At 67.6% G+C, this 19,623-nt stretch carries 16 protein-coding genes; 10 read left to right on the top strand and 6 right to left on the bottom strand.

Going from position 1 to position 19,623, the window contains the following annotated elements:
* Positions 1-18: 18 nt before the first annotated feature.
* From pstB to rnt, 7 genes are all read left to right on the top strand, one after another.
* On the top strand, positions 19-849 hold the full coding sequence (pstB, locus tag O0J15_RS15285; protein ID WP_005408788.1) for a phosphate ABC transporter ATP-binding protein PstB: 831 nt from the start codon (positions 19-21) through the stop codon (positions 847-849).
* Positions 850-914: 65 nt separating this feature from the next.
* Positions 915-1,622: a phosphate signaling complex protein PhoU gene (phoU, locus tag O0J15_RS15280; protein WP_005408787.1), complete on the top strand. Its 708-nt coding sequence runs from the start codon at positions 915-917 to the stop codon at positions 1,620-1,622.
* A gap of 259 nt (positions 1,623-1,881) precedes the next feature.
* Positions 1,882-2,238 (top strand): hypothetical protein, encoded by a 357-nt coding sequence (locus O0J15_RS15275; protein ID WP_058979473.1) that lies wholly within the window; start codon positions 1,882-1,884, stop codon positions 2,236-2,238.
* Complete coding sequence (locus O0J15_RS15270) at positions 2,225-3,100, top strand: DUF692 domain-containing protein (RefSeq protein WP_058979472.1); 876 nt, start codon at positions 2,225-2,227, stop codon at positions 3,098-3,100. Before O0J15_RS15275 ends, O0J15_RS15270 begins: the two co-directional genes overlap by 14 nt.
* Positions 3,093-3,848 (top strand): DUF2063 domain-containing protein, encoded by a 756-nt coding sequence (locus O0J15_RS15265; RefSeq protein ID WP_134734947.1) that lies wholly within the window; start codon positions 3,093-3,095, stop codon positions 3,846-3,848. Before O0J15_RS15270 ends, O0J15_RS15265 begins: the two co-directional genes overlap by 8 nt.
* Before the next feature lie 31 nt (positions 3,849-3,879).
* A complete protein-coding gene (locus O0J15_RS15260) occupies positions 3,880-4,401 on the top strand; it encodes a DoxX family protein (RefSeq protein ID WP_019659083.1) in 522 nt (173 codons plus the stop codon).
* A gap of 119 nt (positions 4,402-4,520) precedes the next feature.
* On the top strand, positions 4,521-5,171 hold the full coding sequence (gene rnt / locus O0J15_RS15255; protein ID WP_019659084.1) for a ribonuclease T: 651 nt from the start codon (positions 4,521-4,523) through the stop codon (positions 5,169-5,171).
* Between the two features lie 95 nt (positions 5,172-5,266).
* On the opposite strand, the gene O0J15_RS15250 is transcribed toward rnt, so the two are convergent.
* The 3 genes from O0J15_RS15250 to O0J15_RS15240 form a co-directional block, all read right to left on the bottom strand.
* A complete protein-coding gene (locus tag O0J15_RS15250) occupies positions 5,267-8,293 on the bottom strand; it encodes a ligand-binding sensor domain-containing diguanylate cyclase (RefSeq protein WP_021204121.1) in 3,027 nt (1,008 codons plus the stop codon).
* Positions 8,294-8,470: 177 nt separating this feature from the next.
* Positions 8,471-9,880, bottom strand: a complete 1,410-nt coding sequence (locus O0J15_RS15245; RefSeq protein ID WP_308305895.1) for an ATP-binding protein — start codon at positions 9,878-9,880, stop codon at positions 8,471-8,473.
* Positions 9,881-9,886: 6 nt separating this feature from the next.
* Entirely contained in the window at positions 9,887-10,615 is a 729-nt protein-coding gene (locus O0J15_RS15240) for a response regulator (protein WP_019659087.1), read from the bottom strand.
* A gap of 204 nt (positions 10,616-10,819) precedes the next feature.
* Between O0J15_RS15240 and O0J15_RS15235 the strand changes: the two genes are divergently transcribed.
* The 3 genes from O0J15_RS15235 to O0J15_RS15225 are packed head-to-tail and all read left to right on the top strand — an operon-like array spanning position 10,820 to position 15,461.
* Entirely contained in the window at positions 10,820-12,070 is a 1,251-nt protein-coding gene (locus tag O0J15_RS15235) for an efflux RND transporter periplasmic adaptor subunit (protein WP_227843967.1), read from the top strand.
* The gene (locus O0J15_RS15230; protein ID WP_308305894.1) at positions 12,067-14,025 is read left to right on the top strand and encodes a MacB family efflux pump subunit; all 1,959 of its coding nucleotides are present in this window, start codon (positions 12,067-12,069) and stop codon (positions 14,023-14,025) included. The genes O0J15_RS15235 and O0J15_RS15230 overlap by 4 nt, the downstream gene beginning before the upstream one ends.
* Positions 14,022-15,461 (top strand): efflux transporter outer membrane subunit, encoded by a 1,440-nt coding sequence (locus O0J15_RS15225; protein WP_058979458.1) that lies wholly within the window; start codon positions 14,022-14,024, stop codon positions 15,459-15,461. The genes O0J15_RS15230 and O0J15_RS15225 overlap by 4 nt, the downstream gene beginning before the upstream one ends.
* 82 nt (positions 15,462-15,543) lie before the next feature.
* Here the strand turns inward: O0J15_RS15225 and rlmB are convergent, their stop codons facing one another.
* The 3 genes from rlmB to rnr all read right to left on the bottom strand — a co-directional run bounded on the left by rlmB (position 15,544) and on the right by rnr (position 19,420).
* Positions 15,544-16,287, bottom strand: a complete 744-nt coding sequence (gene rlmB / locus O0J15_RS15220) for a 23S rRNA (guanosine(2251)-2'-O)-methyltransferase RlmB (RefSeq protein ID WP_206621765.1) — start codon at positions 16,285-16,287, stop codon at positions 15,544-15,546.
* A gap of 93 nt (positions 16,288-16,380) precedes the next feature.
* Positions 16,381-16,875 carry a GFA family protein gene (locus O0J15_RS15215; RefSeq protein WP_019659092.1) on the bottom strand — a complete coding sequence of 165 codons (495 nt, stop codon included), beginning with the start codon at positions 16,873-16,875 and terminating at the stop codon, positions 16,381-16,383.
* 85 nt (positions 16,876-16,960) lie between these two features.
* Positions 16,961-19,420, bottom strand: a complete 2,460-nt coding sequence (gene rnr / locus O0J15_RS15210; RefSeq protein WP_308305893.1) for a ribonuclease R — start codon at positions 19,418-19,420, stop codon at positions 16,961-16,963.
* Positions 19,421-19,623 lie beyond the last annotated feature (203 nt).

Raw genomic sequence — 19,623 nt, 5'->3', positions numbered from 1 at the left:
CTTTCCGTGGACAACGCCATGAACGACCTTTCCAACGCCGTGCCGATGCAGCGCATCGCCGTGCCGTCCTCGCACGAGAGCCTGCACACGCCGTCGCCGGTGAAGCTGGCTGCGCGTGGACTGGACTTCTACTACGACAAGTTCCACGCCCTGAAGGGCATCAACCTGGAAATTCCGGAAAAGCGCGTGACCGCGCTGATCGGTCCTTCCGGTTGCGGCAAATCGACCCTGCTGCGCATCTTCAACCGCATCTACGCGCTGTACCCGAAGCTGGAAGCGCGCGGTGAAGTGCTGCTGGACGGCGAGAACATCCTGTCGCCGAAGTACCCGATGAACCGCCTGCGCAGCAAGGTCGGCATGGTGTTCCAGAAGCCGGTGCCGTTCCCGATGACCATCTTCGAGAACGTGGCCTACGGCATCCGCCACCACGAGAAGCTGAGCAAGGCCGACATGGCCGACCGCGTCGAGCAGGCACTGCGCCAGGGTGCACTGTGGGACGAAGTGAAGGACAAGCTGGGGCAGAGCGCGCTGGGCCTGTCCGGTGGCCAGCAGCAGCGCCTGTGCATCGCCCGTGCCGTGGCGCTGCGCCCGTCGGTGCTGCTGCTGGACGAGCCGACCTCGGCGCTGGATCCGATCTCGACCAGCCGCATCGAGCAGCTGGTGGAAGAGCTCAAGCACGAGTACACCATCGTCATCGTCACCCACAACATGCAGCAGGCCGCGCGCGTTTCCGACTACACCGCCTTCATGTACCTGGGCGACCTGATCGAGCACGACCGCACCGAAGTGATCTTCTCGCAGCCGTCGCAGCGGCAGACCGAGGACTACATCACCGGTCGCTTCGGCTGATCGACGCTGATCCTTCGCCACATGTCCCAGCCAGGCACGGCCTGGCTCCACCCGGATTTCAGACCATGAACCTTCCCAACGACCACATCGTCAAGAGCTACGACGAAGAGCAGCAGCGCCTGGTGGCCGAAATCGTGCGCATGGGCGAGATGGCCGTCGCCCAGCTCGAAGCGTCGATGGACGTGATCGAGAAGCGCGACGAGAACGCCGCCCATCGCATCATCGCCAACGACGAAGCCATTGATGCGCTGGAGCAGCAGATCAGCCATGACGTGATGCGCCTGGCCCTGCGTGGCCCGATGGCGCGCGACCTGCGCGAGATCCTCGCTGGCCTGCGCATCCCGGCCGACATCGAACGCATCGGCGACTATGCAGCGAACGTGGCCAAGCGTTCGATCGCGCTGGGCAAGGTGCCGCCGCTGCCGCAGATCCAGGGCCTGCGTGCGCTGGGCCGCCTGGCCGCGCAGCAGGTCCGTCGTGCCATTGCCGCCTACCGCGACAACGACGCCGACGCCGCACTGGAACTGCGCGAGGACGACGCCCGCCTGGACGCGCAGTACACCGCGCTGTTCCGCGAGCTGCTGACCTACATGATGGAAGACCCGCGCAACATCACCCCGTGCACGCACCTGCTGTTCATGGCCAAGAACCTGGAGCGCGTGGGCGACCACGCCACCAACATCGCCGAGAACGTATGGTTCCTGGTGCACGGGGAGCAGCCGCTGCCGCCGCGTGAGAAGCGCGACGAGACCTCCAGCACCGGCCAGCCCTGACGCTGCACTGCAACACCGGAGTCGACTCCAAGGTGGCCGCTGTCCTGGTGACAGCGGCCTTCTTGTTTCTGGGCGTTCCGGCGATTCATCCACGCATGGCGTGGATCCACCGGGAACCGTGTTCCCCTTCTGTAACAAACCTCACGAAAATTTGAGGTCTTGGCGAGGATTCGTTGAGTAGGATCGCTGCACCATCGTTTCCACCGGCATCCCTGCCGGCCACCCGGGCACCCGCCCACACCACCCAGGAGCACGACCGATGAGCAGTTCCAACAAGACCCTGTCCCTGCTGACTGCTACCGCCCTGGCCGCCGGCCTTGGCATCACCGCCAATGCCTCGGCGCTGAGCATGAGCGACCTGGCCCAGGGCTATCTGGTGGCTGGCCAGGCTGCCAAGGCCAGCACCGATGCCAAGGGCGCCGAAGCCAAGACCTCCGCAGAGGCCGCCAAGCATGCAGAAGGCAAGTGTGGCGCAGATGGCAAGTCCGCCGAAGGCAAGTGCGGCGCCGACAAGGGCAAGGCTGCCGGTGCGGCAGCAGGCGCCAAGGCTCAGGCCGGCGACAAGAAGGCCGCCGAAGGCAAGTGTGGCGAAGGCAAGTGCGGTGGCAAGCACTGAGGTCCGCGCCAGCATCGCCAACCTACGGTCGCCGCTTCGTGCGGCGGCCGTCGGGTTGGGGCTGCGCCGGGCGCTGTTGCAGGAGCTGCGCGATGCACCGGCTAGCGATTTCGATTTCCTCGAATGCGCGCCGGAGAACTGGATCCATGTCGGCGGCCCCGCCGGTGACGCACTGGCCGAGCTGGCACAGCGCCATCCGCTGAGCTGCCACGGCCTGTCCCTGTCGCTGGGCGGCACTGCGCCACTGGATACGCAGCTGTTGGAGCAGGTTGGCCAGTTCCTGGAAAAACACCGCGTGCCGCTGTACAGCGAACACCTGAGCTACTGCAGCGACGACGGCCACCTGTACGACCTGCTGCCGATCCCCTTCACCGATGAAGCGGTGCGCCATACCGCCGCACGCATCGCCCGCGTGCAGGACGTGCTGGGTCGCCGCATCGCGGTGGAAAACGTGTCCTACTACCTGGCACCGGAACCGGCGATGGACGAACTGGCCTTCACCAACGCCGTGCTTGCCGAAGCCGACTGCGACCTGCTGCTGGACGTCAACAACGTCTACGTCAACGCCTGCAACCACGGTTACGACGCCGACGCGTTCATCGCTGGCCTGCCCGCAGACCGCATCGTCTGCCTGCACGTGGCCGGGCACCTGGACGAGGCACCGGACCTGAAGATCGATACCCACGGCAGCGCGGTGATCGACCCGGTCTGGGAGCTGCTGGCACGCACCTATGCGCGCATCGGCGCTCGCCCCACCCTGCTCGAACGCGATTTCAATTTCCCGCCCTATGCCGAACTGCGCGGCGAACTGCAGACCATCCGCCGCCTGCAGGCCGTGCACGCGGAGGCGGCATATGGCTGATACCCCCGCCACGCTGCGTGCGCAGCAGCACGCATTCACCGCCTATCTGCGAGATCCCCAGGGCGTGCCGCCACCGGGCGGGCTGGAGCCACGGCGCGTCGCGGTCTACCAGCGGCTGCTGTTCAACAACCTGCTCGGCCTGTTGAGCAACGGCTTTCCGGTCTGCGTGCGCCTGCTCGGCGTATCAGCCTGGAGCGGACTGGTGCGCCACTACTTCGCAACCCATCGCTGCCAGACGCCGCTGTTCACCGAACTGGCCGCCGAATTCGTGCAGTGGCTGCAGGCACAGCCGCAGCTGCCACACCCTGCGCTGGCCGAACTGGCCCACTACGAGTGGGTGGAAACCGCGCTGTACCAACTGGACGCCGAACCGCTGCCGGTCGTAGCGGACATCGACCCGCTGCGGGTGCCGCTGCAGCGCTCACCGCTGGCGTGGCCGCTGCTGTACCAATGGCCGGTGCACCGCCTCGGCGCCGAGGACGCACCTACCCAGTTGCCGGCCGAGCCGACCGGCCTGCTGGTGCGTCGCGAGGCCGATGGCGAGGTGCGCTTCGCCGTACTCAGCCCGCTGGCGGTGTACCTGCTGTCCAGCATCGGGGAGCAGCCCGGCCTCGATGGACATGCCTATCTGAAGCAACTGGCCGCCGCGCATGGCCTGGCCGAACAGGCGCTGGCCGAACCCGGTGCCGCGCTGTTGCAGCAGTTCCTGCGGGCCGGCGTGATCGGCCCTTTGACCGCACCTGCCTGACACCTCCCTTCCCCGCCCCGGAGATGCACCGATGAAGCTCCCGCCCCTGGCCACCGCGCGTGGCCAGCTGGACCGTCTCGCCCCCTGGTTGGCCCCGCTCGGCCTGCGGCTGCTGCTGGCCTGGGAATACTTCGAATCCGGCCGCGAGAAACTGCAAGGCCAGAACTGGTTCGCCGATCTGCAGGACGCCTTCCCGTTTCCGTTCAACCAGCTGCCCGCTGCCCTGAACTGGCAACTGGCCACCTGGTTTGAACTGCTCGGCGCAGCCTGCCTGCTGTTCGGTTTTGGTACCCGTTTTGCCGCTGCCAGCCTGCTGGTGCTGACCGTGGTGGCCACCTACGCCGTGCACTGGCCGATGCAATGGAACTCGCTGGGCGACCTCGCGATGGGGTATGCGATCAGCGACCAGGGCTACGGCAACTTCAAGCTGCCGGTGCTGTTCATGGCGATGCTGCTGCCGCTGGTCTTCACCGGCGCAGGCAGGCTGAGCGTGGATGCGTTGCTGTGGCGGTGGCATCCGTCGGGTACGACGGCACGTCCCGCGGTCCGGTAGATCCGACCTTGGTCGGCGCATCGCGTGCCAACCAAGGCTGGCACCTACCGGGTTCTGCCACGGTGGCGGGCATGGGCTGCGTGGCCGGGCGCTCAGGGTCGCTCTGCTAGAATTCACGCATGACCGACCCCATTCCCGCACCTGCCGCCGCTCCCGATTCCGCAGTATCCCAGGCGCAGCGCGCGATGTCACAACGCTTCCGCGGTTTCCTGCCGGTGGTGGTGGATGTGGAAACCGGCGGCTTCGACAGCCAGCGCAACGCGCTGCTGGAAATAGCCGCAGTGCCGATCGAGATGGACGAGAACGGCCTGCTGTACCCGGGCCAGACCGCCAGCGCCCATGTAGTGCCGGCCGAAGGCCTGGAGATCGACCCGAAGTCGCTGGAAGTGACCGGCATCATCCTCGACCATCCGTTCCGGCTGGCCAAGGAAGAAAAGGCCGCACTGGACCACATCTTCACCCCGGTGCGCGCAGCAATGAAGAAATACGGCTGCCAGCGCGCGATCCTGGTCGGCCACAACGCCCATTTCGACCTTGGCTTCGTCAACGCCGCCGTGGCCCGCACCGGTCACAAGCGCAACCCGTTCCATCCGTTCAGCGTGTTCGACACGGTCACCCTGGCCGGCATCGCCTACGGGCAGACCGTGCTGGCGCGCGCCGCCACGGCCGCGGGGCTGGGCTGGGATGCCAACGAGGCACACAGCGCGGTGTATGACACCGAACAGACCGCGCGGCTGTTCTGCACCATCGCCAACGCCTGGCCGCGGTAAGGCAGCCAACGGCGCAACCGCATCCACGCAGTGCGGACCAACGGTCCGCACCCACCACTCACCGCACGGTAGATCCACGCCACGCCTGGATCCGATCAACCAATACTCGTACGATCGCGGCCATCGCTCTTGGCGCGGTACAGTGCGCGGTCTGCGCGCTGGTACAGCAGCGCCGGGGTGCGGTCGTCGGCATCCAGCTCCACCAGGCCCGCGCTGAAGGTCACGCGCAGGCCTTCCACACCGGCCCAGTCCGGGTGGTCATGGAACAGGCCGCGCAGGCGTGCGCACAGCTGTGCGGCCTCTTCCAGGCGGGTGTCGTTGAGCAGCAGCGCGAACTCTTCACCGCCGGTGCGCGCCGGCAGGTCCGAATCGCGGCAGGCCGCGGCGATCAAGCGCGCCACCTGCACCAGCACGGCATCGCCGATGCTGTGGCTGTGGCGGTCGTTGACGTCCTTGAAGTGGTCGATATCCAGCACCACCAGGCACAGTGGATGACCACTGCGCTGCGAACGGGCGAAGTCGCGGGCAAGGGTTTCGTCGAAGGCGCGGCGATTGGGCAGGCCGGTCAGTGCATCCTCGCGGGCCTGCCGTTCAAATGCCTCAGCCTGGCGTGCCAGGCGCTCGGCCAGTTCGGTCTTTTCCTGGTTCAACGCCTGCAGGTGCACGGTCTTGGCCTGCAGGTCGAAAGTTGCTTCGTCAACCCGACGTGCCAGGCGCAGGTTGCTGGCCTTCAACTGCTGCAGCAGCAAGCGGTACAGCGCCACCAGCCCGGTCAGCAGCACCAGTGCCCCCAGCACCTGCACGCTGCGTCGCTGCCACCAGAACGGCTCCACGGTGAAGCTCCACACCGCCTCCTGCTGGCCCCAGCTGCCACCGGGATGTGCCGCCGCCACGTGCAGGGTGTATTCGCCCGGCGGCAGGCCGACGAACTCCACGCTGCGCTGCGGGCCGCGCTCGACCCAGCCGGCATCAAGCCCATCCAACCGCGTGCGGTAACGGATCCGGTCAGACATCAGGTAGCTCAGGCCGACATAGCTGACCGCCAGGCGGCGGCCACCGGGAATGGCGTTGCGATCCGGTCCTTCCCAATGCACCGGCGCGCCATCCACCTGCACGCTCTCGATCGCGGCGGGCGGCGATGGCCGCTCGCGGAAGCGCTGCAGGCGCTGCGGATCAACCGTGCTCAGGCCACCGGCAGTCACCACCCAGAACGTGCCGTCCTGGCGCAGGATCGCCGAAGGCCCCGAGCTGCCGTTTGCCTGCGCATTGGCCATGCCGTCGATCTCGTTGTAGCGCTCCACCATCACCCGGGGTGCTCGGCCATCGGCCACCGCGTTCAGGGTAGCCATGTCGGTGCGCAGCACGCCTCGGTTGCTGCTGACCCACACGTTGCCAAGACGATCAGGCACCAGCTGGAACACCGCGTCCACCGGCATACCCTGCTCGAGCCCCACCCGCGCCAGCATCCCGTTCCGCCAGCGGTACAGGCCACGGTCGCTGCTGATCCACATCGCGTCGCCCAGCTGGTGGAAGCCGAACACGCTGCGGCCACCGCCCATCGGCGCGAGGTCGATCGACTGCACGTGGTCGCCGCGCAGCACGCGGATTCCCTCGATGGTGCCGATCCACAGGTTGCCCTGATGATCGTGCTCAAGCGCGGTGATCAGGCCGCCGGGCATGCCCGCCATGCTTGATACCTGCACACGGTCGCCGTCGATGCGGACCACGCCCTTCTGCGTGCCGGCCCAGACCACGCCCTGCGGGTCTACGCTGATCGCGCGGATGTTGCCGCCCGGCATGCCATCGGCAGCGGCGTAGTTGTGCCGCAGCCGGCCGTCGGGACCAAGACGGTAGACGCCATCGCCGAACGTGCCGACCCACAGGTCACCGTCCGGTCCCTGCGCCAGGCTGAGCACCGAAGGTGCCTTGCCACCGCGGTTGTGCAGGGGCATCGCACGGAAGCGGCCGTCGGCCGTCTGCAGATCGAGGCCGCTGGCGCTGCCCACCCAGAGCTGGCGGTCGCGGTCCTCGAACACGGTGCGCACATAGTCGCCACTGAGCCCATCGCGCTCGGTGTAACTGCTGAACAGCGTTTCGCGCAGGCGGTACAGCCCGCCGTTGGCGCCCACCCAGATGCTGCCCTCGGCGTCCTCGCGCAGGCTGACCACGCGTCCGCCCGGCAGGTTCAGGCCTGCCGGCAGCCGCTCCAGGCCATGTGCGGAGATGCGCAGCAGGCCCTGGTTCTCGGTGCCCAGCCACAGGTCACCATGGCGATCCTGCAGCATCGAGGTCATGTGCAGCTGCCCCGGCAGACGGTGCATCAGCACCAGCTGGTCATCTTCCACCCGGTACAGGCGCTCGCCGGCGACGATCCACAGCGCACCATCCGGCGCACGGTAGGGCCATGAAAGACCACTGCCGGCCCCCAGTCCCCAGGCTGCGGGCGCGCGTTTGAGCACGCCGTCGTTGTCGCGCAGCACCAGCCCGTCCAGCGTACCGACCCAGACCCGGTCCTGCGCATCGACCACCAGCTTGGTGAAACTCATCGCCATCGGAAGGTCGGCCGCCGGCGCCTGGTAGACGATGCCATTGTCCGGTGTCAGATAGCCGATGCCCTTGCCCTCGTACAGCAGCCACAGCCGGCCCTGGCTGTCCATCTGCATGGACTGTATCAGCACCTGCGGCGTATCGGCCTGGTGCTCCCAGACGCGCCACTGGCCATCGCTGCCACGGTGGCTGACGTTGCCGCGCGAATCACTGATCCACAAGCCACCCTGGCGGTCGACGAACAGCGCACCGATGCCGTTGTCGCGCAGGCCCGGGCGGGTGCTGCGGTCGAACACGGTGAAATCCAGGCCGTTGTAGCGCACCAGGCCTTCCCAGGTCGCGAACCACAGGTGGCCTTCGGGGGTCTGCGCGATGTCACGCAGCGAGTTGTGCGGCAGGCCATTGCGCGAGGTCCATACATCAATGGCATAGTCGCGCAGCGGCGGCGCCCCTTCCTGCGCAGCCACCGGCAGCGCGAGGGCCAGCAGCAGGCACAGCAGGCCCTGTCGCAGCCATCGACCGATATCTGATCCGCGGCGCTCCGCCCAGCGCCGGATGTCCCCCTGTGCGGCCATCAGTGCAGCGGCGGCGGCCAGGCAGGGCTGCCGTGCCTGGCAGCGTGCGGGAACGGCCGGGCAGCGCGGAGCGGCATGCCGGCGGGAACGGGCTGGCTCATCGGGGGGGAACTGGGAAGTTGGGCAGATGATAGGCCAAAGCCGGCCCACCGCGTCACCATCGCCAGCTGCGAAGGCTCAGCCGGCGCGCCCCGGCGGCGTCACCTGGGCGCTGGCCGGCCACTGCACCACCGCCTCCAGCCCGCCTTCGGCACGGTTGCGCAGCCACAGCCGCGCCCCATCCTTCTCGGCCAGGGCGCGGGCGATGGTCAAGCCCAGCCCGGCCCCGCCGGTCTGCCGCGAACGCGAGGTTTCCACCCGCACGAAGGGATCAAACACCGCCTCCAGCTGCTCCTCGGCCAGGCCCGGGCCATCATCGGCCACCACCACGGTGATCGCACCCCCACTGCGCTCGACCCGTACCCGCGCCCGTTGCGCATACATCACCGCGTTGTCCACCAGGTTGGAGAACAGGCGGTGCATGGCCAGCGGGCGCAGCATCAGCACCGCCCCGCTGCCGCCTTCGAAGACCACATCGGCGCCGCCTTCGGCGGTGTCCTCGACAATGCTCTCCAGCAGCGAATCCAGGTCCAGTGCTGCACGCTGCTCGGCACTCTCGGCACTGCGGGCCAGCTCCAGGCCCTCGCGCACCAGTGCCTGCATCGCGGCCAGATCGCCAATCAGGCGCTCACGCAGGGCATCGTCGCTGACATTCTCCAGCCGCAGCCGCAGCCGCGTCAGCGGCGTCTGCAGATCGTGGGTGATCGCTGCCAGCATCTGCGTGCGCTCGGCCAGATGCCGCTGCAGCCGGTGCTGCATGGCGTTGAAGGCTTCGGCGGCGCGCTGCACTTCGCGCGGCCCGCGCAGCGGCAAGGGATCGCGCTGCAGGTCGTCGCCCAGGTCTTCGGCGGCAGCGGCCAACTCCTGCAGCGGCGCGCTTGCAATGCGCGCGACGATATAGGCCAGCACCGCGATCGCCAACACCAGCAGGGTCAGGAACCACGGGTCAACGGCGAGGATGCCGTTGTGCGCTACCGCCGGCGAATCCAGCGCCAGCTTCAGCAGCGTGCCATCGGTGAGCGTTACGTCCACCGCGCGGCACTTGGGCGGAATGAACGCCGGATCACGCTCGCGCGGGTGCTTGCGATGCCCGGGCGGCGGCGGCGGCAGCAGTTCCTGCAGCTTGGGGATGCAGGAGCGGAATGAAGCGAAGTGCACGTGCGCGCGTGCGACCGGGCCTGGCCGGTCATCCAGCACTTCCATCAGAGCTGTATCGGCCCGCCCCAGGCGCGCGCCGGGTTGCAGGGCGCGGACGCTGGGCCCACCGATCTCGAGCAGGCGCTCGCGCAGTTCCGGATTGCCGTCCAGCAGGTTGACGTAACCCTGCAGGCGGTCGGCGATGCGGTTCAGGTTCTGCCGCTCGAACTCCTGCTGCCGCTTGGAGGTGGCGAGCATGGTCGCGCCGATCGCGGCCACGCTCATGCCCAGCAGCAGGATCACGAACAACCGCCCGACCATCGAGGACAGGAAATGGCGCAGGCGTTTCATCGCGGCCTATTCCAGGTTCACCGAGGAGGCCAGTACATAGCCTTCGTTGCGAACGGTCTTGATCAGCCCATCCGGGCCACCGTCGTCGCCCAGCTTGTTGCGCAGCCGGCTGACCTGCAGATCGATGGCACGGTCCTGTGCCTCGTAATTGCGCCCGCTGCTGAGCGCGACCAGCTGCTCGCGCGACAGCACTTTGTTGGCATGGGCAATGAACACCCGCAGCAGCCGGAACTCGGCGCCGGACAGCACCACCACGCGGTTGTCCGGGTCAACCAGATGGCGGTGTTCCAGGTCGAACACCCAGCGCGAGAAGCGCGCACGGCGAATCGCCAATGGCTCCAGGTTGGCCGGCAGCGCCTCGGTCCGGCGCAGCACATTGCGGATGCGCGCCAGCAGCTCGCGCGGCTCGAACGGCTTGGCCAGGTAGTCATCGGCGCCCATCTCCAGGCCCAGCACGCGGTCAATCGGCTCGGCACGAGCCGTCAGCATGATCACCGGCGTGTTCGAGCGCGCGCGCAGGTCGCGGCACAGGGTCAAGCCATCCTCACGCGGCAGGTTGAGGTCGAGCACGATCAGGTCCACGTGCTCACGGTCCAGCAGCTGGCGCATGGCGGTGCCATCAGCCGCCGTGCTCACCTGGTAGCCGGCGCGGCCGAGCTGCTCGGCCAGCAGGGTGCGGATGTCATTGTCGTCGTCGACGATCAGCAGTCGATGCATCGTGTTTTCAGTCTCCATGTCGCGATCATCCCGTGTCGGCAGCTGAACCGCATCCGGGGCAATGCGTACCAGTGTATCCACCGATGGTCGGGATACCTGTGGTTACGCCTGTTTGCCGACAGTGTTACATAGAGACATACCCCGAGGATTGAGCCGCCTGTCGCCCGGTCTTCACAATGCCCGCCAACGCCGCCCACGCGGCCCCGAGAGTGAAGCCACGACGTGACGTTCCGCCTGCTGCCCGCGACCCGCCGGGGTCGCCTGATACTGGTCGCCCTGCTTGCCCTTGCCGTCGTTGCAGCCGCCTGGTGGCTGCTGCGCAAGCCCGCCGTCCCGGCGGTGGCGACCGCGCCCGTCAGCCGTGGTGACATCGAGCAGACAGTGGAGGCCACCGGTGTGATCGACGCCTACAAGCTGGTCAGCGTCGGCGCCCAGGCCTCGGGCCAGATCAAGTCGCTGAAGGTACAGCTGGGCGACACCGTGAAGGAAGGCGACCTGATCGCCGAGATCGATGCCACCACCCAGCAGAACCAGGTGCTCAACGCGCAGGCCTCGCTGGACCAGGTCACCGCGCAGCGCGCCGTGCAGCAGGCCACCCTGCGCCAGGCCGAACTGGAATTCGCGCGGCAGCAGCAGATGCTGGCTGCCGAAGCCACCTCGCGCCAGGAATATGATGCCGCCGAGGCGCAGTTGAAGACCGCCCGTGCCCAGCTGCAGTCCTACGAGGCGCAGATCAAGGGCCGCGAAACAGAACTGGGCACCGCCCGCGCCAACCTGGCCTACACCCGCATCACCGCGCCGATGGACGGCACCGTGGTGGCGGTGGTGGCGGAGGAAGGCCGCACCGTGAACGCCAACCAGACCGCACCGACCATCGTGATGCTGGCGCGGCTGGACGTGGTCACCGTCAATGCCGAGATCTCCGAGGCCGACGTGGTCAAGATCAAGCCCGGCATGCCGGTGTACTTCACCACGCTGGGTGACCCGGACCGCAAGTACCACGCCACGCTGCGCCAGATCAATCCGGCGCCGGCCTCGATCGCCAACGAAAGCTCCTCCAGCTCCAGCAGTTCGTCCAGTTCCAGTTCCAGCAGCGCGGTCTACTACAACGCGCTGTTCGACGTGGAGAATCCGGACGGCACGTTGCGCATCGACATGACCGCGCAGGTCTCGGTACTGCTCAAGCAGGCCAAGGGCGTGCTGATGGTGCCGGCGGTGGCGCTGGGGCCGAAGCGCCGTGGCGACGAGCGCATGGTGCGGGTGCTGGACGACAAGGGCCAGCCGCAGCCGCGCAAGGTCACGGTGGGCATCAACAATGGCGCCTCCGCCGAGATCCTGTCCGGGTTGAAGGAAGGCGAGCGCGTGGTGGTCGGCGAAGCCAGCGCCGCCGGTGCCGGTGCCGGTGCCGGTGGCGGGAACCGAGGCGGCATGCAGATGCGGGTCGGCGGCCCGGGCATGGGGCCGCGCCGATGAGCACGACGGCGCCGCTGCTGCGCCTGCGCGACCTGCGACGCGAGTTCCCGGCCGGTGATGATGTGATCGCCGTGCTGCGCGACGTCAATCTCGACATCCATGCTGGCGAGATGGTGGCCATCGTCGGCCAGTCCGGCTCGGGCAAGTCGACACTGATGAACATCCTCGGCTGCCTCGACCGCCCCACCCGCGGCAGCTACCAGGTGGCCGGCCGCGAGACCGGAAAGATGGCGCCGGACGAACTGGCCGAACTGCGCCGCGAATATTTCGGTTTCATCTTCCAGCGCTACCACCTGCTCGGCGACCTCGACGCGCGCGGCAATGTGGAAGTGCCGGCGGTGTACGCCGGCAGCCCGGGCGCAGTGCGCAATGCGCGTGCCGAGCAGCTGCTGCAACGCCTGGGCCTGGGCGACCGCATGCATCACAAGCCCGGCCAGCTGTCAGGTGGCCAGCAGCAGCGCGTGTCGATCGCACGCGCGCTGATGAACGGCGGCGAGGTGATCCTGGCCGACGAACCCACAGGCGCGCTCGATACGAAATCCGGTGAGGAAGTGATGGCGATCCTCGGCGAACTGCATGCCGAAGGCCACACCATCATCATCGTCACCCACGACATGAGCGTGGCCCAGCACGCACAGCGCATCATCGAGATCCGCGATGGCGAGATCATCGCCGACCGCGCCAACCCGAATGCGCCGGCCTACCGTGCGCAGCGCGAAGCCAGTACCGGGGCCGCCCACGGCAACAGCTGGCGGGCGGCCCGAGACCGCTTCTCCGAAGCGTTCCGCATGGCGCTGCTTGCTATGAACGCCCATCGGCTGCGGACCTTCCTGACCATGCTCGGCATCATCATCGGCATCGCCTCGGTAGTGTCGGTGGTGGCGCTGGGCAACGGCTCGCAGCAGCAGATCCTGCAGAACATCAGCGCGCTCGGCACCAACACCATCGACGTCTATCCCGGCCGTGGTTTCGGCGACATGCGCTCGGCCCGGGTGCAGACGCTCAAGGCCAGCGATGCCGATGCACTGGCAAAGCAGAGCTACGTGGACAGCGCCACCCCCAGCGTATCGACCTCGGTCACCGCGCGTTATCGCAACCAGTCGTCGACCGCCCAGGTCAGCGGCGTCGGCGAGCAGTTCTTCCGGGTCAAGGGCGTGACTCTGCTCAGCGGCAGCTTCTTCGATGCCGATGCAGTCAAGGGCCTGGGCCAGGTGGCGGTGATCGACGAGAACACCCGGGCCCAGTTCTTCCCCGATGTCGACCCGGTCGGACAGGTGATCCTGCTCGGCAACGTGCCGGCACGCGTGGTCGGCGTGGCCAAGCGCCAGAGTTTCGGCTTCGGTGGCAGTACCAGCCTCAGCGTGTGGGTGCCGTACACCACGGTGATGTCGCGCATGCTCGGCCAGAGCCACGTCTCCAGCATCACCGTACGCGTGGACGACGACACACCGATGGATGCGGCGCAGGAAGCAATCACCCGCCTGCTGACCCTGCGCCATGGCACCGAGGACTTCTTCCTCAGCAACAGCGCGGAGATCCGCCAGACCATCGAGCAGACCACGCGCACGATGACCCTGCTGATCGGTGCCATCGCCGCCATCGCACTGCTGGTCGGTGGCATCGGCGTGATGAACATCATGCTGGTGTCGGTGACCGAGCGCACCCGTGAGATCGGGGTGCGCATGGCGGTGGGTGCACGGCAGAGTGATATCCGCCAGCAGTTCCTGATCGAGGCGGTGCTGGTGTGCCTGCTCGGCGGCGTGCTCGGCATCGGCCTGGCGCTGCTGCTGGGCTCGATGATCGGCCGCTTCGCCAGCGATTTCCAGGTGCTGTTCTCCACCGCCTCGATCGTTGCCGCGTTCGCCTGCTCGACCTTGATCGGCGTGGCGTTCGGCTTCCTGCCCGCACGCAACGCCGCGCAACTCGATCCGGTGGAGGCCCTGGCCCGCGAATGAAGAAGATGATCCGACTGCCCTTCCCCGCTCCCCGGCACCTGCTGCCGGCCGGTGCGGTTGTACTCGCCCTGTCCGGCTGCGCCTCCGTCGGCCGCTATCCGGTGCATGACCCGGCCGTGGCGGCGCAGTATGGGCGTGGCGATGCCACCCTCAATGCACCGGCCGACGGCCCGCGCAGCAGCCTGGATACACCCGGCCGCGACATCCGGCAGGACACCTGGTGGACCGGCTTCGGCGATGAACGCCTCGACCGTCTGGTGGCGCAGGCGCTGGCCGCCAACAGCGATCTGGCCGCCGCCGGCCTGGCCGTGCAGCGTTCACGCCTGCAGGCCGGCCTGGCCAGCAATGCGCTGTGGCCGCAGCCTTCGTCATCGGGCGTCAGCGGCAGTGCCAGCCGCGCCACCGACCAGGCCGATGACTGGCGCCGCAGCTATTCCACCGGCGTCTCGCTGGGCTGGGAAGTGGACCTGTGGGGGCGCCTGCGCACCCAGCGCGACATCGCCCGCTGGGAAGCCGAAGCCAGCGAGGAAGACCGGCAGAACACCGCGCTGCTGGTGATCGGCGACACCATCACCCAGTACTGGAACCTGGCCTATCTCAACCAGTCCATCGCCACCGGCCAGGCCAACCTGGAGCGGTTGGAACGTACCCGCGAACTGGTGCAGGCCCGCTTCGACGCCGGCGCGGTATCGCGCCTGGAAGTGCGCCAGGCGCTGCAGAACCTGCAGTCGCAGCGCTCGGCGCAGAGCGCGCTGGAACAGCAGCGGGTGGAAGTGCGCAATGCACTGACCGTACTGCTGGATGGCACGCCCTGGCCGCAGCAGGACGAACCGCAGGACCTGCTGGGCGCACGCAGCCCGGACATCGTCGAGGGGTTGCCGGCCGACCTGCTGGGCCGCCGTCCCGACCTGCGCGCGGCCGAGCTGCGCCTGCGCAACAGCCTGAAGACGATCAAGGTCACGGCAACCCAGTATTACCCGGCGTTGAGCCTGACCGGCAGCCTCGGTTCCAGCGCCACCTCGCTAGGCAATGTGCTGCGCAATCCGGTGGCCACGCTGGGCGCGGGCCTGTCACTGCCGTTCCTCAACCTGCAGCGCGCGCAGCTGGATACCGACATCGCCGGCACCGCCTACCAGATCGCCGCGGCCAACTTCCGCAAGACGCTGTACACCGCGCTCTCGGAAGTGGACAACGCGCTGTCGGCACGCGAGCAGCTGGCGCGGCAGGTGGCGGCCTCGCAGGCGTCGTATGACGAAGCGGTGGAAGTGGAACGCGCGCAGGAAGTGCGTTACCGCGTGGGCGCGACCGACCTGCGCACCTGGCTGGAAGCGCAGCAGACCCGGCGCGATGCCGAGCTGTCACTGGCGCGCGCGCGGCAGGGCCAGCTGAACAACGATGTGACCCTGTTCAAGGCGCTGGGCGGCAGCGCGGGGTAGCGGCTACTGTGGAGCCGAGCCCATGCTCGGCTGCTTCCTTGATCGGGTATGCGATCGCCGAGCGTGGGCTCGGCTCTACAGATCAGCCGCGCTGGCGCACGGCCTCGAACAGGCTGACGCCGGCGGCGACGGAGACATTCAGGCTCTCGATCTCACCCGGCATCGGGATCTTGACCAGGCCATCGCAGTTCTCGCGGGTCAGGCGGCGCAGGCCATCGGCCTCGCCCCCCAGCACCAGGGCGATGTTGCCCTTCAGGTCCAGCTGGTACAGCGAAGCGGTGGCTTCGCCGGCCAGGCCATAGATCCACACGCCCTGCCTCTGCAGGTCCTTCAGGCAGCGCGACAGGTTGGTCACCGCCACCACCGGGACCAGATCGGCGGCACCGGCCGAAGTCTTGCGTACGGTCGCGTTCACCGTGGCCGACTTGTCCTTGGGGATGATCACTGCGGTTGCACCGGCCGCTGCGGCCGAGCGCAGGCAGGCGCCAAGGTTGTGCGGGTCCTGCACTTCGTCCAGCACCAGCAGCAGGGCCTTGCCCTCGGCTGCGGTGACCAGGCCTTCCAGCTCGTTCTCGCTGTAAGTGCGGGCGGCGGCATAGCGCGCGGCCACGCCCTGGTGGCGTACCGAACCGCCGACACCGTCCAGCGCCTGGCTGTTCACCTTGCGCACGTCGATGCCCTTGCGGCGGGCGTTTTCCTCGATCTCGGTCAGGCGCGGGTTCTTCGCACCGGCCTCGACCAGCACTTCGCGGACGTTCTCGGCGTCGTTCTCGATGGAGGAGGCGACGGCGTTGACGCCGACAATCCACTGGCTGTTCTTGCTCATGCGGGCGGGGACCGGAAAGGGGGTGGCTATGGTAGAGCATCGGCGACGGCCGCGCTTCGCGCTCGCCGGGCATGGCCCGGCGCTACCGGCCGTTCATCCCCCGGCTGAACGGCTGCGCGGCGGCCAGTGCGGGGTGTCGTGGTCGGGGTGCTGGTGGGACACGATCGTGGCCAGGAAATCCAGCGCGGCGATGTCTTCCTCGGTACGTCGCGCCGGCAGGCTGGCCAGGCTGTCGACGAAGGGCAGCTTGCGCTCGACTCCGTACTGGATCGTCGGCGGCAGGCGTTCGGGTTCGTCAAACGCACCGGCAGCCACCGCCACGCCATCGGGCGCTTCGTAGGTCAACGGCGTGCCGCAGTCGGCGCAGAACCCGCGCCGCACCACGTTGGAGGACTGGAAATAGCGCGGCTGGCCGCGGGTCCAGCTGAACTGCACGCCCCGCACCGACACCAAGGGCGCGTAGTACGCACCAAAGGCCTTCTGGCACATGCGGCAGTGGCAGATCGAACTGTGGGTCAGCTCGCCACGGGCCTGGAAGCGGATCGCGCCGCACTGGCAGCCGCCGCTGTATTCGGGTTGGCCCTGCATGGTGCGTTCCTCCAAAGCGTCGTGCCAACCAACGGTTGGCACCTACCAGGTAACGTGGGGTGCCGACCGTTGGTCGGCACGTCTCTCAATACTGCTTTTTCGTACGCTTGGCCGGCTTGCCACGCTCCGGCAGCGGCGGCAGGCCATCGCCCTCGTCCTCACCCTTGTGCTCGACCAGGCGGAAGTCGATCTTGCGCTCTTCCATGCTGGCCTTCAGCACCAGGATGCGCACGCGGTCGCCCAACCGGTAGCTGCCGCCGCGGCGCTCGCCGGTCAACGTCTTGCGGGTCGCGTCGAACTTGTAATAGTCCTGCGGCAGCTGGGTCACGTGGACCAGACCCTGCACCTTCGACTCATCCAGCTCCACGAACAGGCCGAAGCTGGTCACGCCGCTGATCACGCCGTCGAACTGGCCGCCCACGTGCTTTTCCATCCACGCCGCGCGGTAACGCTCGTCGACCTCGCGCTCGGCCTCGTCGGCACGGCGCTCACGCTCGGAACACTGCAGCGCCAGCGCAGCCATTTCGCGCGCGTTGTAGGTGAACTTGTCCAGCGGCTTGCCGGACAACGCGTGCTTGATCGCGCGGTGTACCAGCAGGTCGGGGTAACGGCGGATCGGCGAGGTGAAGTGCGCGTACGCCTCCAGTGCCAGGCCGAAATGACCGTGGTTTTCCGGGCTGTAGATGGCCAGGCTCTGGCTGCGCAGCAGCACCGATTCCAGCAGCGTGGCATCGGGGCGGTCGCGGATCTTCTTCAGCAGCTTGGTGTAATCGCCCGGGCGCACCTTCGACCACGGCGGCAGGCTCAGCTTGAACTCCTTGAGGAATTCGAGCAGGTCGGCGTACTTGGTTTCCGGCGGCTTCTCGTGGATGCGGTACGGGGCCGGCACATGGCGCGACAGCAGGTACTTCGCCGCCTCGACGTTGGCCGCGATCATGCACTCCTCGATCAGCTTGTGCGCGTCGTTGCGCACCAGCATGCCGGCCTGGGTCACTTCACCACGGTTGTCCAGCACGAAGCGCACTTCACTGCTTTCGAATTCGATGGCACCGCGCTTGGCGCGTGCCTTGGACAGCACCTTGTACAGCTGGTGCAGGCGCTGCACCTGCGGCAGCAGGTCGCCCATCCAGGCCTTGGTATCGGCATCGTCCTCGCCCACCGCCTTCCACACCTGGGTGTAGGTCAGGCGCGCATGCGAGTTCATCACCGCTTCGTAGAAGCGCGAATGCGTGACCAGGCCGTCGCGGTCGATCTGCATGTCGCAGACGAAGCACATGCGGTCGACCTTCGGCATCAGCGAACAGATGCCGTTGGACAGCGTCTCCGGCAGCATCGGCACCACGAAGCCCGGGAAGTACACCGAGGTGGCGCGCTTCTGCGCTTCTTCATCCAGTGGCGTGCCGGGCCGGACGTAGTTGGAGACATCGGCAATCGCCACCACCAGCCGGAAGCCATCGACGTTCGGCTCGCAGTACACCGCGTCGTCGAAGTCCTTGGCATCTTCACCGTCGATGGTGACCAGCGGCATGCTGCGCAGATCGACGCGGTCGCCGATCATCGCCGGTTCGACCACCAGCGGCACCGACGCCGCTTCGTCCAGCACTTCCTGCGGGAATTCGAACGGCAGTTCATGGCCGTGGATGGCGGTCTCCACCACCAGCGAGGCGGTCAGCTTGTCGCCGAGCACGGCAATGATGCGGCCGATCGGCGGACGGCGGCTGTCCGGCGCCTGGGTCAGTTCGCAGACCACCAGCTGGCCGTCGCGCGCGCCACCGATCTCGTCCGGCGGCACCTGTACGTTGCGCTGCACGCGCTTGTCATCGGGCACCACGTAGTTGATGCCCATCTCGACACTGAAACGGCCGATCAGGCGGGTCATGCCGCGCTCAAGCACGCGGGCGATGCTGCCCTCGCGGCGGCCACGGTGGTCGATGCCGGTCACACGGGCCAGCACCTTGTCACCATGCATGACCTTGCGCATTTCATACGGTGGCAGGAACAGGTCGTCGCCACCCTCGACCGGGCGCAGGAAGCCAAATCCTTCCGGGTTGGCGATCACCACGCCGGTGACCAGGTTCAGGGTCTGGATCGGGGCGAAACCGCCACGGCGGTTCTGCACCAGCTGGCCATCACGGACCATGGCACCGAGCCGGCGCGACAGCGCCTCGGCCCGGTCCGGTGCGGTCAGGCCCAAGCGTGCGCCCAGTTCCTCTGCCGTCTGCGGCCCTTCGCAACGCTCCAGCAGGGCCAGGATGGCTTCGCGGCTGGCGATGGGCTGTTCGTACTTCTCGGCTTCGCGGGCGGCATAGGGATCGTCGATCACCTTGCCGGTCGGCGGCAACTTGCGGCCCGGGGCCGGGCCCGGTACGTCGCTGCTGCGGACCTTGCGGCCACGCGGCGGTGCGCCGCCTTCACTCAATTCGGGGAACCAGCCCGGCAACGGCTTGCCCGGCTTGGTGGCGCGGGCCGTGCCCGCCTTGGCGCCCTTCTTCGGGGCCTGGCTGCGGGAGGTGCTCCCGCCCTTGCTTGGTTTTTTGGTAGTCATCGCCCTACATGGTAGCCGTTGACGGCGTGCAGAACGGGTCAGTGGCCGTCTTGAAGGCCTTGCGCGAAAAATATTCAGGAAGTCGTTGACAGCCTGCGGATTCATCTTCACAATTGCGCCTCTGGAACGCCCAGGTGGCGGAATTGGTAGACGCACTAGTTTCAGGTACTAGCGGGTAAAACCGTGGAGGTTCGAGTCCTCTC

This window comes from Stenotrophomonas sp. Sm10, assembly GCF_030985515.1.
GTDB lineage: Bacteria > Pseudomonadota > Gammaproteobacteria > Xanthomonadales > Xanthomonadaceae > Stenotrophomonas > Stenotrophomonas hibiscicola.
The sequence above is the reverse complement of the archived record's forward strand: the minus strand, read 5'-3'. Positions and strand labels throughout refer to the sequence as shown.